Raw genomic sequence first — 15278 nt, forward strand, 5'->3', positions numbered from 1 at the left:
CCAGACCGGTATGGGCATCTTGTCACGGCATAATGCTGCCGGAGCAATGGCAGTCGGAAAGCCGTGTGCGGGAAAACTGCACGCACGGTTTGACGAGGGGCCGCTGAGGCGACCACTTCAAATCAGTGGCCCACTCTACAGTAAGAAGTCCCGTTTTTGCGGAGAAGTATAGTTTTGCGAAGACGCGCCGTTCTGAGCGAAGCGCGCGGAGCCGATGGCCACGCGGCGGCGGCTTGACCTCGAGATGGCGCGGCGCGGGATCGCGCCGAGCCGCGAAGGCGCACAACGCCTGATCATGGCCGGACGCGTGCGGGTCAATTCACAGCCCGCGCTCAAGGCCGATCAGAGCGTCGACGAGCGGAGCGCGATCGCACTGGTCGGCGAAGCGCCCGAGTATGCGAGCCGCGGCGGTCTCAAACTGGCCGCCGCGCTCGATCGTTTCGGCGTCGATCCGGAGGGGCGGCGGGCGATGGACGTCGGCGCCTCTACCGGCGGCTTCACCGACGTGCTGCTGCGCCGCGGCGCGGCTCACGTCATCGCGCTCGACGTGGGGTACGGACAAATCGCCGATCGCTTGCGCCGCGATTCGCGCGTCACCGTGCTCGACCGCACCAATATCCGTCTGGTCGAAGCCTCGAGCCTTCCCTATGCGCCGGAAATCGTGACGATCGACGTAAGCTTTATTTCGCTACGCCTCGTGATCCCCCCGGTGCTTGAGCTGAGCGCCCCGGCGGTCGAGATCCTCGCGCTCATCAAGCCGCAGTTCGAGGTCGGCAAGGGTAAGGTGGGCAAGGGCGGAGTCGTCCGTGACGAGGCGATGCGCCGCCGCGCGGTCGAGGAAGTGCGGGAATTTGCCGCCGGGCTGGGGCTCGAAGTGACACAGGCGATGGAGGCGCCGATACGGCGCGCGGCGGGTAACCAGGAGTACATGGTCCTGATGCGCCGGCGGGGTGCAGGATGACGGCTTAGAGGCGAAAATTGCAAATGGGCCAAATAAAGCAGATGTCAGGCGACCTCGTTTACATTCCGGTTTGCATCTCCGCCTACTTGCATTTACGCTGTTAAACGTAGCGTGGCGCAATGGCATCTGTATGGGGACCATGAAATTTAGGCTCGCATTTCTTACGGTCCTGGCCCTGGCGGGTTTATGCGTCGCGCTGCATCCGGCCAACGCGCAGACCTACGTCCAGGACGTTACTTCCGCGCCGCCTTCCGTTGCGACCGATACCGCCGGCACGTCGCAGGAATCCGCCCAGGAGACGGCGCCGGGCCGGCACGCCGGAGAGTTTTCCTACAGCGTGAGATCGGGCGATTCGCTCGGATCGATCGCTGCCACCTTCGGGATTCAGGCCGAGGATATCGCGCACGCCAACCGCCTGTCGCTCGACTCGACCCTGATGGTTGGGCAGACGCTCAAGATCCCCAACCCGTTCGCGGCGCGGATGCGCGAGCTGACCGCGGAAAATCAGAAACTCGGCGACCAGCTTGCCGACTTGCAAAAGCGCTCCGACGCCGCTGCCGCGGCGCAGGGCGACCTCAAGACCCAGGTGCAGCAGCTCACGGCCGACAGCCGCGAGTTGAATCATGAAGTGCGGATGCTGCCGTGGTGGAAGAGCGCCGTTTACGGCGCGGCGATCGTCTCGCTGATCCTGCTCGGCGTGACCGCGCTCGCGGTACTCGAATGGTTCCTGCTGCGCCGGCGCTTCATCGCGATCGCCGACCTCAACGAATCTCTGCGCCGGCTCGACCAGCGCTACCGCGCGCTGCTGGCCAAGGCGGAGCTTCGGATGCAGGAGCTTTACGGGCGGCGGCGGCGCGGAATCTCCGACGATCACCAGCGGCCCAAAATTCCCGAAGAGGCCGATCTCGAACGTCTCGATCAGCAGCTGCACGACGTGCTCGAGCGCCATCTGAAACAGCTCGGCGGACCGGTGCGTCCGCGTCGGCGCGCCCGCTGGGACGAGGAGTTCGGCGGCGCCGTTGCTCCCCCGGTCGAGGCGCGTTCGGTCCGCCGCTGAGCTTGCCGCCCCGATCCGCGGCCCCTATTCCCTCCAGCCCAAAATCTTTCGCGGACATGCAGGCGTGCACCTGCACGCGGCGCCGGCAACCCTTGTGATGCGTGCGGGGGATGGAGAATAGTGGGAGGCGCGGCAGCGCAGCTGCAGACGCAACATGGAGTAGGGCACAATGCGAAAGATCCTCATCATTGGTCTTTTGGGGCTTGGCGCGATCCTGGCCATTGGGATCGCCGGCCGGGGAAGCGCCGCGGATGCGGAAAAGACGGTTACCGGCAGCCTCGAGGACACCTTCTGTTACAACGTGGTCGGCGCGAAGGGGCCGGGTCACGCGCAGTGCGCGCTCAAGTGCGCGCAAAAGGGAATTCCGGTCGGCCTGGTCGAGAAGGGGACCGAGAAGATGTACATCCTGCTCCCGCCCAAGAACGAAGAGGGCATGCCGGAAGACGTGCTGAAGAACATGGAGAAGGAAGTCACCGTCACCGGGAAGTCCTACAATAAGGGCGGAGTCGACTTCCTGACCGTCGAATCGGTGAAATGATCCAGTGGTAGGCGACCTGCTGGGCGGCGCGGCGAATCTGTTTTCGTTTCCCGGCGCGCAGCATCTGCAGAACATCCACCCGCTGATCGTCCATTTCCCGATCGCGCTGCTGTTCGCCGCCGCCCTGATGTACTGGCTGGGATTCCTTGCGCGCCGCGAAGCATGGCTCTGGACCGGCCTCTGGACGCTCGTTCTCGCGACGCTCGGCGCGGCGGCCGCGGTGGCGACCGGACTTTACTCCGCGCCGGGCGTGATGCTGGCGCCCTCGGTCAAGACCGCGCTACTCGTGTACCATAAGCGGATAATGATCGCGGTGCTCATCCTGAGCGCGGCGCTCACGATGTGGGCGGCGGCGGCGCGGCCGATGCCGGCGCGCGGACGCGGGGCGTTCCTGGCGCTGCTGCTGCTGGCGGCGGCGCTTATCGCCAAGGGCGCGGACTATGGCGGACGGATGGTTTACGACTACAACGCCGGCGGCTATGCCTGTGGACAGCCGATCGAGTTCAGCCATTAGCCGATGCTTTGTTTTGGCGGAAAGCTCATCCGGACCATGCGGTTGCATGCAGAAGGAACGGCGATGCGGCGCACGCTATGGCGATTGATCGTTTTCGGCGCGGCGTTCGCCTTCGCGGCCTGCTCGATGCTCCATAGCGGCAAGCCGGCTGCGTCCGGCGCACCGTCCGCCTCTTCTGCCGAGGCTTCATCCGACGCTTCCGCCCAGGCCTCGCCGTCGGCCGAGGGCAGCCCGGCTGAAGCCGCGCCCGGCGCCGAGAGCACACCCGGCGCCGAAGGCGCGTCGAGCGACGCTAATCCGCCGGCGCCCGGCGCCACCGTCGCGGTCTCCTACGCGCACAAGGGCGATTATCTGGCCTCGCTCAGCGTGTCGAAATACAGCGGCGCCGAGATGGTCGAGTCGCGAAATGTCGATCCTCAACATGTGGAGTCGATCATCCTTTTCGACGGCGGAGTGACGGTATGGGAGATCAAGGCGGATACCGGCGTGTTCTCGAAGCTGCCGGTGCTGGGCTCGGGCGACAAGTTCGCGGTCAAGTCGGTCGCCTACGGCAAGCTACCCGATCATTTTGTGCAGGCGACGCCGGACAGCGGTCAGCCCGAGCCGCTCGAAACCGGCCACTACTACATCTTCACCGCTCAGCGCGCCTCGGGAACGCTGAGCTATGAGGCCGTGCGGGTCGAAGCGGACGGCACGCTCGACGGTTATGCGGCGGAGCCGCGCGCCGGCACGAGCTACGTCCTCTGCTGCAACGTGAACCCGGATTTCGTGCAGCCCGCTCCGCCGCTGGTTCCGCCGGCGGACTCGGACTCCGGGCCCTGATCGGCCCGAGCACGATCACGCACCGCCGCGGGCGCGACGGACTAGATTTTCAGAAAAATTTCCCGGGTGCCCTCGGCGCTGAGTTTTTTGACCGAGGTTACGCGATCGCTCATCTGCGCGAGCGTAGAAAGTTCGCTCGAACCGACGTCGACCAGCACTGCGAAGATCGAAAACTGCAGCTCCTCTTTGCGCCGGCGCAGGCCGGCGAGCCACTCGGGCGCAACCTGGCTCTCGCCGTCGGTGATGATCACGATGTCGGCGCGGCGCAGCCGCTTGTGCTCGACAAGCTCCATCGCGGCGTCGAGCGGCTGCTGAAAGTCGGTGCCACCGCCCGGAAAATACTCCGCAAGCTCCATCACCTTCCCGAGTTCCGGCTGGTAGCGGCGCTCCCGGTTGAGATCGAGCACCTTCAGGCTGCCAGGACCCGAGGAAAACAGCACCACGCGAAAGAGCCGCCGCTGCCGCCGCGCGATATCCATCAGGGTAAGGCTCACCGCCTTGGCCCACAGCTCCTTGTCGCCCTCCATCGAGGAGCTTACGTCGATGCACACGACCATCGGGCCCTTGCCCTTCTGCTCCTCGTCGCGCAGGCGGTACTGGAGCAGCTCGCCCTCGAGCAGACGGCGGCCGAAGTCGCGCTTGAGCGCCGGATGATGCATCGCGAGCAGCTCGGCCGGGATCATCCGGCCGAGCTCGGCGCCGCGCTCGATGTCGTAGGCCTCGGCCGCGCCGCGCTCCATCGTCTTGCGCCTGAGCGCCCGCGCGTCCTGCTTGAAGCGGCCGACTAGGCGCGCTAGCTCGCCGAGTTTGCGGTTGCGCGCGAGGTGACGGCCGAGCTCCAGCCGCTCGCCGGCCGAGAGCCGCCCGCCCTGACCGAACTCGAGGCTGAAGTCATGACTGTCCTGCGCGACCCGGTCGATCTCCTGCGCGAGCCCGATGGTCTTCGCTTCCAGCCGGCGCAGCTCGCTATGGTCGGCATGCCCGATTTGTTCGCTCACCTGCCGCGCCTTCTGATTGAGCCGCGCCTCGGAAACCTGGGCCGCGCGCGCAGCGGCCTCTTTCAGCTTTTCGAGCTTTTTCTTCAGCTCCCCGTCCGCCGCCTCTTCACCTTCGGCCGGTGCGGCCGCCTCGGTTATCGCCTTGAGCTCGTCGGCGCGCTGGGCGAGATCCTCTTCCTGGTGATCGAGGTCCCAGAGGTCAAGGAGTTCGCGGCGATTCAGCAGACGCTCGGAGCGCACCAGTTCAAGCGCCTGCTCGGCGAGCGCCAGCGCCGCGATGGCGGCTTTGTCTTCCTCGAGCATAGTCCGGCTCTTGAGCACCTCGAAGGCGGGCGAGGCGACGAGGCGCTCGAGGATAGTGCGGTTGAGGATCGCGCTCTTGCGCACGGCGTCGGGCTTGAGCCAAACGAGATTGTATTTGAACAGTGCGGAGAACAGATCGGCGAGCAGCGCGTCGAAGTGCGGAATGAGCCGGCGGCCGGCCTCGACCAACTCGCTGATCGCGCCCGCGCCGAGCCCGATATCGCTCCACGCGCGGCGATCGTAGCTGTCGCTTTCGATCCAGGCGCCGCCGGCCGGTACGACCGGAATGTACAAGCGCCGCGGTTTGGCTGCCTTTTTCGCCATCGCTGGTATTGGCTGCGCCGCAGGCGCGCCTTCCTGGAGAGCGTATCGATGATGAGCCTAGCAGGAGCTCGGACTGTGTTAAAATGACCAGACGGGCAGCCCTTGCGCGGGTCCTTTGCACGAACCAAAATCGTCGCAGAGCATCGGCTGCCGATCGGTCAGGGTTGACGAGGGTCCGCTCGAAGAGGGTATCCGGCGACGGGTCGTTGACGGGATGGAAACTCCAGCATCACAGGGCGAATTATCCCAGCGCCAACATGCAGTGCTGCTCGCGACGGTGCAGGAGTTCATCGCGACCGCGGGGCCGGTGGGCTCGCAACAGATCGCGATGCGCTATCCGCTGGGCGTGCGCGCCGCGATGGCGCGCAACCTGATGGCCGAACTGGAGAGTGCGGGATATCTTCGCCAGCCCCACACCTCAGCCGGCCGCGTCCCGACCGACCGCGCGTTTCGCCACTATGTGGACCATGTGATGGCGGTGCGGCACCTCGGGTTCCAGGACCGCGCGCAAATCGAACTGTGCTATTCGGCCGGGCCGCGAGAGCTTGGCGAGGTGATGCGCGAAACCTCGCGCCTGCTCGCGCTCTTGACCGGGCAGGCGGCGATGGTGATGGCGCCGCGGCTCGAGCTGATCAAGCTCGAGCGCGTGAGCTTCATCCATCTGCGCGAGCGCGAAGTGCTGGGGATTTTCGTCGCCGCCGCCGGCGGCGCGCATCAGCGGCTCGTGCAGACCGCGACCGACCACGGCCAGGAGGAGCTCGACCGCATGGCGCGCTACCTCAACCAGGCGCTCCACGGGCGCACGCTGGAGGAGGCGCGCGAGTGGATCGAGGAGCGCCAGCGCGAGGATCGCGCCCGCTACGATCGCTTCATGCGCGCGGCGCTCGCGCTCGGCGGCGCGCTGGCCGAACGGGCCGGTACCTCTGAGGTTTACGTCGAGGGCAGCGCAAAGGTGGCCGACCAGCCCGAGTTCGCCGACCACAACCGACTGCGCGAACTGCTTCATGCGCTCGAGGACCGCAGCGCGCTGCTCGACCTGCTCGAGCACAGCGTGGCCCGCAACGAACTCACCGTGTCGATCGGATCGGAGAACGTCGACGCGCGCCTGGCGAGCCTGAGCGTGGTCGCCGCCTCCTATCAGAGCGGTGCGATGCCGCTTGGGAGCGTCGCGGTCGTCGGCCCGGTGCGGATGGATTACGAGCGGGTCATCCCGCTGGTCGATTACACCGCGCGTACGCTCTCGCGCCTGCTCGAACACTGAGCGCGCCGCCACATCCGCACGCGCCAGCCCCCTGACGCGCCTGGATCGTCAGCGGCTTCCAGAATGTGTCAGGAAGAGGAAGCATGAAGAAAATAATAGTCGTGGTCGCAGTCGTGGGCCTGCTCGGCTATTTCAGCTTCGGAGTGTTCGTGCGGGCCTATCGTCAGCACCAATGTAACAAGTACGCCGACGCCGTGAAGGGATTTGCGCGGGACCGGGATACCGGCGTTTCCGCGGATGCGATGCGCGCGAAGCTGAAGGCGCTGACGCCGCAAAACGATCCCGCCGTCCAAAACATGGTGGAGAGCACGGTCACCGGAATTTACGGCCATCCGGAGCTGTCGCCGGACCAGTGCGCCGCCGTCGCACTCGACGCCTGCATGAACCTCAACCCCCACCAGGAAGAATAGCGGGAAGACGGCGCACCGCGCCGTGCCGCCATGCGGCTCGTTTCGCACGAGCCGCCCGGCGCGGATGCGAAAATCGGGGTTTGAGAAGGCCGGAGCCCGCGCTATTTGACGTAGATCACGCCGAACTGGTTGTCGGTCACGCGGCCTGCGTCGTCCATCGTGAAGTTCGACGTGATATAGCCGCTGGCACCGGCGAACTGTCCCTCGCCGCCGTCGACCCGCCACATCACGGCGCCCGACTTGACCTTCGGCTCCGGGCTGTCGCCGAGATGCCCCTGTCCGACCGTGCTGAAGCGCAGGCGATGATTCCCGTCGCCGAAGCGGATGGTGCCCGACTCGACGAACGACGTCTCGCCGGTAATCGTCACTTCGGATTCGAACGAGGCCTTGCCGCTACCGGCCGGCTGCAGGCTGCCCTGCACGCCCTCGGCGCCGACAGTCGTGCTTAACGTGCAGCTGGTAGAACTCGTCGCGGCCTTGAGAACATTCGGCGACGGCCCCGGCCCGCCCTGCCCCTTGAACTGCATGGCATAGATGATCTGCTTCATCGTTCGTTCTCCTCGAGGTGATTTGCTCCGCGCCTTTGGGCTGAATAACTGCAATCGAGGCGAAAAGGCAAATTAAATCGGCCGCGCCTCGAGGAACGTGCGGCAGGCAGCCGTTGCTAATCTTTACCTGATCTTCGATGCCACATTCGGATTATGCCTTCGGATCCTCAAATCGACCGGTAATTGCCGCTTGGTTTAGTTTTTGCCCAACACTATCAGGGACATGGCTATGGAAACCGCTTTCTTTCTCTTACGAGAGCTTTAAGCGGCAATGTCCTCAGAGGGCAGGGGGGACCCGATGAAACGACGCATTGACGTTGCGGCCCTTCGGCGGATTGTGGACCGCGACGGTGTTCGAGGTGCCGGGACGAGTGCCGCCGTCGGCAAAACCGTTGTGCGACGACGCGTCCTTGGCCGCGGTGGTTATCTGCGAGCTGCCGCCGCCGATGGCAATTTCATCGGCACCTGCGACCGCCCCCGCATCCGCCGCGCTCTGCATCAGCCGCCGCGTGGTCCACAAGTTCCCTACATCCACGGCCACGGCCGCGATTCCGACCAGCATGGCAATGGCGATGCTGATCAGGAGAAAAGTCTGTCCGGGATGCCTGTGTCGTATCCGCTGTAGTACGTCGGGCCGTATGCGGCGAATTCCAATGCGGTCCAGGTGGACGTCTCGGAGAACCAGCCGACCTATTTTATGAGGGTATTCGGATGGCACTCTGTCCCTGTATCTACCACTGCCACCGCTGTGACGCTGGGGTCGGGCTCGTGCATCTACGCGCTCGATCCATCCGCTTCGGGGGCGATAGACGTCGGCGGCAGCGCGAGCGTCAGTTCGGGCTGCGGTCTGTATGACAACTCGACCAGCGGTTCAGCCCTTATCGTGAGCGGCGGCGGGACGATCACCGCTCCGCTGGTGGGCGTGGCCGGAGGAACGACCGTGAACGGTGGTGGCAGTACGCCTCCGACGACGGGGATTGCCCAGTTCGGCGATCCGCTCGCCTACATCGCGGAGCCGACTGTCCCGAGCGGTGCGTGTTCGAGCTACCACACCCAGAATATCAGCGGGCCAATTACCGCTCCGCAAACGTACTGCGGAGGCATCCATATCAACGCCGGCAACACGGTCACTTTTAGTTCCGGCCTGTACATCATCGACGGCGGCGGAATCACGATCGACGGCGGCGCCACGGTCAGCGGGTCGAACGTGACCTTTTATCTGACAGGGGGCAACGGCAACGGCAACAATGCGTCAAACTATTCCGGCGTCACAATCAACAGCACCGCAACCGTCAACCTGAGCGCGCCGTGCACCGCGTCGGGCGGCGACATCGCGGGGATGCTCTTCTTCCAGGACCGCTCGATCACGAACGGTCACGGAAGTTCGATCAACGGCAGCGCGAGTTCGACCTTCAGCGGCGCGATCTATTTTCCGACTACTCCACTCGCCTATGCGGGGAGCACCGGCGCCAACATGTTCACGCTGCTGGTCTCCGACACGCTGAGCTTCCTCGGCAATTCCACCGTGGGCAACAACTTCAGCTGTCTCGCCAACGGATCACTGGTCAAGGACGCAGCTCTGGTTCAATAGAGGAGGAAAATACGGTGACTAGATGGCGGAAATTTTCCACAGGACAAGGCGCGACCGAACTGGCCCTGGCACTGCCGTTAGTCGTGGTCCTGCTGTTTGTCGTCTGTCAGTTTGCCCGTGTGTTTTACGTGGCGATGGGCGTCGCCAGCGCGGCGCGCGCCGGCGTACAGTACGGGGCGCAGAGCTATGTGAAAGCCATCGATACCACCGGGATGAACACGGCGGCGACCAGCGACGGCAAGAATATACCGGGGCTGACGGCCTCCTCGACTCATTTCTGCATGTGCGACGGCAATCAGTGCAGTCCCATGCAGAGCACTCCTTGCGTCGTTTCCTGCAGCGCGCCGCCCTCCACTTGCACCGAGCCCAAGGTCTTCGTGAAGGTGACCACCAGCGCAACCTTCCAGACGGGGATTAGCTGGGGTCTTCCGAGCACCATCCCGTTGAGCTCGATCGCGGTGCTCCAGGCACAGAAGGGGACGTCATGAAATCGCGCGCCCGAATCGATCCGCGAGGCCGCCTGCGCGGGTGGTTGCGCGGACAGACCTATGCGGAGTTCATGATGGTCGTGCTGCCGACGATATCGCTCATTTTCGGCATCTTCAGCTTCGCCATGATCATCTACACCTACAGCTTCCTCTCCAATGCCGCTCGCGACGCCGTCCGCTATGCGATCGTGCACGGCTCGAAGAGCTCATCGCCGGCAACCGGCGACACGATCCAGACCTACGTGCGCAACGAGGCAAAGGGCATCAATCCCAGCGCGATTTCGGTTACTTCCTGCTGGAATCCTCAAGCGCCGCCCAACCAGTGCCCAGGCGCGACCGGAAACAATTCGCCGGGTAAAGTCGTTAGCGTCAGCGTCTCGTACAGCTATCATCCGTTCTACCCCTTCAGCGCCGTGACCCTGCCGTTGACGAGTTCGGCGCAGATGGTCATCGACTACTGGTCGGCAGCTGACCGGCATCGCTCTTTTGCGCCCCCGCACGCGTCGTCGCTTGCGGGGGCTTTTCTTTTCGCGCGATTTTCTGCGACAAACTTGATGCTAGAGGCGCCGCTTTCGTCAGTTCGCGAGGCACGAGACAGGGGCGACAGGGCTCTCGATTCATCCAGGAGATAACCGAATCATGGCGGAATATATCGAGGTAGAGCAGGCGCGGCCGATGAGCGGGCTCAGGGTTGTGCTGACGCCCGGGGTGCCGGGTCCCTGGAGCGAGGCGGCCAAGGGCATCCTGTTCGTCAAGAAACTCCCCTACGTCAAGGTGCGCCAGGAGCTGGGCGGCGCGAATCGCGCGCTGCTCGATTGGACCTCCCAGGCGAGCGCTCCCGTGATGGTCTGGAACCAGGAATGGCCACGCAGTATATGGAACGACCAGCTAAACCTGGCCGAGCGGCTCCAGCCGAATCCGCCGCTGATTCCGGCCAAGCTCGAGGATCGCGCCCTGATGTTCGGCTATGCCAATGAAATATGCGGCGAGAACGGATTCGGCTGGTCGAAGCGGCTGATGATCATGCGCCAGGGCCTTGGCAATCCCGACGAAGCCGGCCGCCGGCTTTTCACCTATCTCGTTGAGAAGTACGGATATGACAAGGCTGCTGCCGAGGCCGCACCGGCGCGGCTGGTGGGAATCCTGCAGGCGCTGACCGCGCGGCTCGAACAGCAGCGCGGGCGCGGCAGCCGCTTCTTCATCGGTGACTCGCTAAGCGCGCTCGATATCTATTGGGCGACTTTTGCGGCGATGCTCAATCCGCTGCCCGACGAGCTATGTCCGCTGTCGCCGGCGTTCCGGCGCGTGTACACCAACACCGATCCGGACATCAAGCAGGCCACGGCGCCGATCCTGCTCGAGCATCGTGACTTCATCTATCACAGCTTTCTCCAGCTGCCGGTGGATTTCTGAGCCGCCCGCGCGGCGCCCGGCGCCGCGCGAAGACGTCAGGACTTGAGCTCAGAACTCGAGCGCGAGCACCGCGTCGCGCACGCGTGCGCTTTCGGTGGCAAGCGCGTCGAGCGTCGCGCGCGCCCCGGCGAGCGCGCCGCCCGTGCCGAGCGTTTCCAGGGCGCCGCACAACTCGTCGAGGCGGGCCGCGCCGAAATTGGCCGCGCTGCCGCGGAGCGCATGGGCTTGCAGCGCGAGGCCGCGCGCATCCGCGCGGTCGATCGCGCCGCGAATTGCGCCGAGCCGCGCGGGAAGGTCGGCGACGAAAAGATCGATCATTTCGCCGACCACGGATTCCTTACCGGGCATTGAGCGGCGCAGCCGATCGATCCGCGCAAGGGTGATGACCTCGGCGCCGACCGCCTCTGCGGCGGCACCCAGGTTGGCGCGCGAACTATTGCTGTTCGCCGGGGTCACTGCCGCGCGCCTGGCCGAACGATTCGTTGCCCAGCCGCCGCATGAAGCGGTAGAGCGTCGCGCGGCCGATACCAAGGCTGCGCGCCGCCTCGGCCCGATTGCCCTTGGCCTTGGCCAGCGCCCGCGAGATTCGCTCGCCCGCCGCCTTGTCGAGATATTCGCTAAGCCCCACGTCACCGCTTTCTTCGAGGGCGGCAGCGCGGCGCGCGCGCAGATCGGCCTCGTTCAACGCGGGCGCGCCAAGCGCATTGTCGGTGCGGGCCTCGCTCGCGGGATGAGCCGGCAACGCGCCTCCGACCCGATCGAGCATCAGGTCCGCGGCCGCGATGATGTCGGTGCGGTGAGCACCACGGCCCGCTCGATCGCATTTTCAAGCTCACGCACGTTGCCCGGCCACGAATGCCGAAGCAGCATCTCCGCGGCCTCGGCGTCGAGCGTCATGTGACGGCCGGTCTCGGCCGCCATCCGGGCGAGAAAGGCGCGCGCCAGCGGGAGAATATCCTCGCGCCGCTCGCGCAGCGGGAGGAGCTGAATCGGGATCACGTTGAGACGGAAGTAAAGGTCTTCGCGAAAATTGCCCGCGGACACCTTGTCCTTGAGCGAGCTGTTGGTTGCCGCCACCACGCGCACGTTGATCCGCCGCGGTTTCGCGCCGCCGACGCGCAGCACTTCGCTCTCCTGCAGCACGCGCAACAGTTTGGCCTGGAACTCGGGGCTGATGTCGCCGATCTCGTCCAGCAAAAGCGTTCCGCCCGACGCCCGCTCGAAGCATCCCTGGCGCGCCGCGACCGCGCCGGTAAAGGCGCCCTTTTCATGGCCGAACAGCTCGCTTTCGAGCACGCTCTCGGCAAACGCCTTGCAATTCACCGCGACAAACGGCCGCCCCACCCGGTCGCTCCAGTAATGGACCAGGCGCGCAATCAGCTCCTTGCCGGTGCCGCTCTCCCCCTGGATCAACACCGTCGAATGGCTGGCCGCTATCCGCCGCACCAGTTCCATGAGCCTGCGGCTCTCGATACTTTCCGCGACCACCGCGTCCGGACCGAAACGCCCGGACAATTCCTGGCGCAGGGTGTCGTTCTCATGCTGGAGTTGATCGAGTTCGAGCGCGCGCTTGACCCGCGTCTGCAGCTCGATGACCTCAACCGGCTTGGTAACGTAGTCGAACGCGCCCGCATGCATCGTCGTCACCGCGGCCGAGATGCTGCCGAAGCGGGTGACCAGGATTACCGGCAGGTTGGGGGCGCGGCGATGCAACTCGGTGAGCAGCTCGTTGCCCTCCATGTTCGGCATCATAATGTCCGAGATCACCACGTCGGCGGAACGCCGCTCGAAGGCGGCCAGCGCCTCGCGCCCGTCGCTGCAGATTTCGATTTCGCGCGTGGGATCGCTCAGCGCCTGCTCGAACAGGCGCTGGTCAACCGGATTGTCTTCAACGATCAGTATTCTGTGCATACGGATTGTCTTCAACGAGCAGGATTCATCGTCGGTCCCGCCCCCCGTCTCACAAGGATTATTGTTGCTTGGCGGACAAAAGCATGACGCGGCCGTGCGCCGCATGCTGCTGGCGCTTACGCCCGACCGCTGAACCGCCGCGTGCTTGTATGGTGTCTGCTGCCGATGCTTCTGCTCGCTCATAGTGAAAAAGGAACTGAACATTTTTTCCGTCGGCCGCTCACCGAATCTGGAGGCCGAGGAAAAAATGTGTGGGGGGGCGTGGGGAGGGGTTTAGAATCCGAGATGTGAAGCCGCGGCGATCTGCGGAGGCAGGCCAGGACTCTTTTTCCTGGCCAACGACGCCGATCGCGGCAAGCCAACCAGTGAATGAGATCCGCTAAGATGCGGAAGGTTTCCCGGAGAGGTGTCGCCGCCGGCCGTGCTGAAGGTAAATCCTTGTGCGCTAGATTGGCGCCCTCGTCCGGAGCTCAGGGCTCGAACGGTATCCAGAGGCGCAAGCGGCGTCCTCGAATGGACAAGCAAGAGCGTGAGTTCCGGCTCCGAGGCTCGGGCAACCGACCGAAGGAAGGAGGTGGGATGATGCGGTTTGCGGGAATCGATAGTAGAGCTGAGCGTCATATGGTCGCGGTGCTCGACGAGCAGGGCGAGGTCTTGTGTCGCTCCAGTCCGTTCGGTGAAGACTCTTCTGGATATACACGGCTGTTCGAGTTGCTCGGCCCATCTGCTGACTGTCTGGTAGCGCTGGAGGGCGACCGGGCATTACTGGCGCAATCTATTCGTGGCTCTGATCGCGAAGGATTATGCGGTTGCAGTACTGAACCCATTGCGCACTGCTCGCTTTGCCGAGGAGGAGCTACGGCGCACCAAGACCGATGCGATCGATGCACTTGGGGTCGCGCGCTTCGCCCAGCAGAAGCGACCGCGAGCGGCCTAGTTACCCGATTCGGTGACGGAAGAGTTACGTGAGCTGGAACGGCTGCGCGAGCGAGTTGCGAAGGACTTCGCCGACCGTCTCAGACAAGTACACCGAGCGGTCGACCTGGGCTTTCCCGAATTCACCCGTTACGTGCGGACGCTCGAGAGCCAGCTCGCAGCCTCGATTCTGTCGCGCTATCCGACTGCGGCATCGTTCCGCGGCGTCTCAGTAAAGAAGCGCGAATCGTTTATGATGGTTCGCACAAGATCGGCGAGGAGTTGGCGCGCAATCTGATCGAGGCTGCCGAAAAATCCGTTGGGGCTCATCACTCTGAGCCGTATCGGCTACGGATTAAATACCTATGTGAGGATCTGGATGTGCTAAGGCGCCGACTGAAGGACCTGGCGCGGGACGTCGAGCGTAAACTGGATGATCACGAGGTGGATAAACTGCTGATGGCTATCGAAGGCCTGGGCCCACTGACTGCGGCTTGTCTGATCGCGGAACTCGGAAATCCAGCCCGCTTTGATAGCCCCGGCGCGATCGTGAGCTACGTCGGCGTGATTCCGCGCATCCGCCAATCGGGTAAGAAACGCTTCACGAAAGGGCCGGCGATCCCGTTGGGGAACGCTCGCTTGCGCAAATCGCTCTTCATGGTGGTTCTACAAATGGTGCGGCGTAACCCGTGGCTGCGGCAGCACTACGAACGGCTCCGAGCCGCAGGCAAACCCGGCAAAGTTGCAATCATCGCCGCGATGCGAAAACTGCTGGTCGCTGTGTGGAGCGTGGCGACTCACCGTAGACCCTTCGTGCCGGTAATGCCGGCACCAATGACGAAAAACGCTTGACCGACTCCCGGGTATCTTGCGCGGCGAACGCCACTAATAAGAGCGGTGGCGAAGCGGACGCAGGATGGGTCAGATAGGGCTTATCGAGGGCTGCGACCCGGCGGAGCTTGCGCAGCCCGAGGGGACGTCTCGCAGCGGAGCGCCGCTGCGTCGACGAACGTACAGACCCTCCGAGTAGGTTTTTAGGCGAAGCCGCAGTATAGTTCGCGAAAGTAAAACGGGTTCAGCAGCCTATTGAGTCTCGCATAAGATAGTGACAAGACTACTGGTTTCTGCTAATGTATAGGGTATGGGTAATCCAGCGGGTGTGCGGCGGGATTTCGCCGCGCTGGAAGAGCGGCGGATGGAGGCGGTGCGATTACTTCGCGCGGG

Annotated in this window: 18 protein-coding genes and 1 pseudogene; 13 read left to right on the forward strand and 6 right to left on the reverse strand. The window is 64.3% G+C overall.

Translation table 11 applies throughout. The features are described from left to right. Positions 1–214 precede the first annotated feature (214 nt). The 5 genes from VMI09_09665 (at position 215) to VMI09_09685 (ending at position 3892) form a co-directional block, all read left to right on the forward strand. A complete protein-coding gene (locus VMI09_09665) occupies positions 215–961 on the forward strand; it encodes a TlyA family RNA methyltransferase (GenBank protein HTQ24953.1) in 747 nt (248 codons plus the stop codon). Positions 962–1100: 139 nt separating this feature from the next. Further along, the gene (locus VMI09_09670; GenBank protein HTQ24954.1) at positions 1101–2018 is read left to right on the forward strand and encodes a LysM peptidoglycan-binding domain-containing protein; all 918 of its coding nucleotides are present in this window, start codon (positions 1101–1103) and stop codon (positions 2016–2018) included. Positions 2019–2187: 169 nt separating this feature from the next. Beyond that, positions 2188–2556, forward strand: a complete 369-nt coding sequence (locus VMI09_09675) for a hypothetical protein (GenBank protein HTQ24955.1) — start codon at positions 2188–2190, stop codon at positions 2554–2556. A gap of 4 nt (positions 2557–2560) precedes the next feature. After that, positions 2561–3070 (forward strand): DUF2231 domain-containing protein, encoded by a 510-nt coding sequence (locus VMI09_09680; GenBank protein HTQ24956.1) that lies wholly within the window; start codon positions 2561–2563, stop codon positions 3068–3070. Positions 3071–3133: 63 nt separating this feature from the next. After that, positions 3134–3892 (forward strand): hypothetical protein, encoded by a 759-nt coding sequence (locus VMI09_09685; GenBank protein ID HTQ24957.1) that lies wholly within the window; start codon positions 3134–3136, stop codon positions 3890–3892. 41 nt (positions 3893–3933) lie between these two features. Here VMI09_09685 and VMI09_09690 read toward each other — a convergent pair whose 3' ends face one another. Next, positions 3934–5517 (reverse strand): VWA domain-containing protein, encoded by a 1584-nt coding sequence (locus VMI09_09690; GenBank protein HTQ24958.1) that lies wholly within the window; start codon positions 5515–5517, stop codon positions 3934–3936. Between the two features lie 115 nt (positions 5518–5632). Here VMI09_09690 and hrcA point away from each other — a divergent pair, with 115 nt between their 5' ends. Both hrcA and VMI09_09700 read left to right on the forward strand, forming a co-directional pair. Next, positions 5633–6778, forward strand: a complete 1146-nt coding sequence (gene hrcA, locus VMI09_09695) for a heat-inducible transcriptional repressor HrcA (protein ID HTQ24959.1) — start codon at positions 5633–5635, stop codon at positions 6776–6778. Between the two features lie 83 nt (positions 6779–6861). Next, positions 6862–7188: a hypothetical protein gene (locus VMI09_09700; GenBank protein ID HTQ24960.1), complete on the forward strand. Its 327-nt coding sequence runs from the start codon at positions 6862–6864 to the stop codon at positions 7186–7188. Positions 7189–7289: 101 nt separating this feature from the next. On the opposite strand, the gene VMI09_09705 is transcribed toward VMI09_09700, so the two are convergent. Both VMI09_09705 and VMI09_09710 read right to left on the reverse strand, forming a co-directional pair. Further along, positions 7290–7736, reverse strand: a complete 447-nt coding sequence (locus tag VMI09_09705) for a hypothetical protein (GenBank protein ID HTQ24961.1) — start codon at positions 7734–7736, stop codon at positions 7290–7292. A 277-nt stretch (positions 7737–8013) separates the two neighbouring features. Next, on the reverse strand, positions 8014–8454 hold the full coding sequence (locus tag VMI09_09710; protein HTQ24962.1) for a pilus assembly protein TadG-related protein: 441 nt from the start codon (positions 8452–8454) through the stop codon (positions 8014–8016). Positions 8455–8484: 30 nt separating this feature from the next. On the opposite strand from VMI09_09710, the gene VMI09_09715 reads away from it, so the two are divergent. From VMI09_09715 to VMI09_09730, 4 genes are read left to right on the forward strand one after another with little or no spacing between them, the layout of a single operon-like run. After that, positions 8485–9327 carry a hypothetical protein gene (locus VMI09_09715; protein ID HTQ24963.1) on the forward strand — a complete coding sequence of 281 codons (843 nt, stop codon included), beginning with the start codon at positions 8485–8487 and terminating at the stop codon, positions 9325–9327. Positions 9328–9341: 14 nt separating this feature from the next. Then, positions 9342–9815 carry a TadE/TadG family type IV pilus assembly protein gene (locus VMI09_09720; GenBank protein HTQ24964.1) on the forward strand — a complete coding sequence of 158 codons (474 nt, stop codon included), beginning with the start codon at positions 9342–9344 and terminating at the stop codon, positions 9813–9815. After that, entirely contained in the window at positions 9812–10447 is a 636-nt protein-coding gene (locus VMI09_09725; protein ID HTQ24965.1) for a TadE/TadG family type IV pilus assembly protein, read from the forward strand. Before VMI09_09720 ends, VMI09_09725 begins: the two co-directional genes overlap by 4 nt. 7 nt (positions 10448–10454) lie before the next feature. Next, positions 10455–11228 (forward strand): hypothetical protein, encoded by a 774-nt coding sequence (locus tag VMI09_09730; GenBank protein HTQ24966.1) that lies wholly within the window; start codon positions 10455–10457, stop codon positions 11226–11228. 48 nt (positions 11229–11276) lie between these two features. On the opposite strand, the gene VMI09_09735 is transcribed toward VMI09_09730, so the two are convergent. Genes VMI09_09735 through VMI09_09745 form a run of 3 tightly spaced genes read right to left on the reverse strand, consistent with a single transcriptional unit; the run spans position 11277 to position 13139 of the window. Further along, positions 11277–11684, reverse strand: coding sequence for an Hpt domain-containing protein (locus tag VMI09_09735; GenBank protein ID HTQ24967.1), 408 nt, complete (start codon positions 11682–11684; stop codon positions 11277–11279). Further along, positions 11662–11994, reverse strand: coding sequence for a helix-turn-helix domain-containing protein (locus VMI09_09740; GenBank protein HTQ24968.1), 333 nt, complete (start codon positions 11992–11994; stop codon positions 11662–11664). The genes VMI09_09735 and VMI09_09740 overlap by 23 nt, the downstream gene beginning before the upstream one ends. Then, complete coding sequence (locus VMI09_09745) at positions 11994–13139, reverse strand: sigma-54 dependent transcriptional regulator (protein HTQ24969.1); 1146 nt, start codon at positions 13137–13139, stop codon at positions 11994–11996. The genes VMI09_09740 and VMI09_09745 overlap by 1 nt, the downstream gene beginning before the upstream one ends. A 763-nt stretch (positions 13140–13902) precedes the next feature. On the opposite strand from VMI09_09745, the pseudogene VMI09_09750 reads away from it, so the two are divergent. After that, positions 13903–14076, forward strand: a pseudogene (locus VMI09_09750) (transposase). A 260-nt stretch (positions 14077–14336) separates the two neighbouring features. Beyond that, positions 14337–14906, forward strand: coding sequence for a transposase (locus tag VMI09_09755; GenBank protein ID HTQ24970.1), 570 nt, complete (start codon positions 14337–14339; stop codon positions 14904–14906). Positions 14907–15278: the final 372 nt, after the last annotated feature.

It is taken from the genome of Candidatus Binataceae bacterium (genome assembly GCA_035500095.1).
Taxonomy (GTDB): Bacteria; Desulfobacterota; Binatia; order Binatales; family Binataceae; genus JAKAVN01.

What these genes read in the sequence shown, in the direction of transcription:
- VMI09_09730 (HTQ24966.1), top strand. Translation starts at nt 10,455, where the DNA reads ATGGCGGAATATATCGAGGTAGAGCAGGCGCGGCCGATGAGCGGGCTC.
- VMI09_09665 (HTQ24953.1), top strand. Translation starts at nt 215, where the DNA reads ATGGCCACGCGGCGGCGGCTTGACCTCGAGATGGCGCGGCGCGGGATC.
- VMI09_09740 (HTQ24968.1), bottom strand. Translation starts at nt 11,994, where the DNA reads ATGCTCGATCGGGTCGGAGGCGCGTTGCCGGCTCATCCCGCGAGCGAG.
- VMI09_09685 (HTQ24957.1), top strand. Translation starts at nt 3,134, where the DNA reads ATGCGGCGCACGCTATGGCGATTGATCGTTTTCGGCGCGGCGTTCGCC.
- VMI09_09675 (HTQ24955.1), top strand. Translation starts at nt 2,188, where the DNA reads ATGCGAAAGATCCTCATCATTGGTCTTTTGGGGCTTGGCGCGATCCTG.
- VMI09_09705 (HTQ24961.1), bottom strand. Translation starts at nt 7,736, where the DNA reads ATGAAGCAGATCATCTATGCCATGCAGTTCAAGGGGCAGGGCGGGCCG.
- VMI09_09725 (HTQ24965.1), top strand. Translation starts at nt 9,812, where the DNA reads ATGAAATCGCGCGCCCGAATCGATCCGCGAGGCCGCCTGCGCGGGTGG.
- VMI09_09690 (HTQ24958.1), bottom strand. Translation starts at nt 5,517, where the DNA reads ATGGCGAAAAAGGCAGCCAAACCGCGGCGCTTGTACATTCCGGTCGTA.
- VMI09_09745 (HTQ24969.1), bottom strand. Translation starts at nt 13,139, where the DNA reads ATGCACAGAATACTGATCGTTGAAGACAATCCGGTTGACCAGCGCCTG.
- VMI09_09700 (HTQ24960.1), top strand. Translation starts at nt 6,862, where the DNA reads ATGAAGAAAATAATAGTCGTGGTCGCAGTCGTGGGCCTGCTCGGCTAT.
- VMI09_09670 (HTQ24954.1), top strand. Translation starts at nt 1,101, where the DNA reads ATGAAATTTAGGCTCGCATTTCTTACGGTCCTGGCCCTGGCGGGTTTA.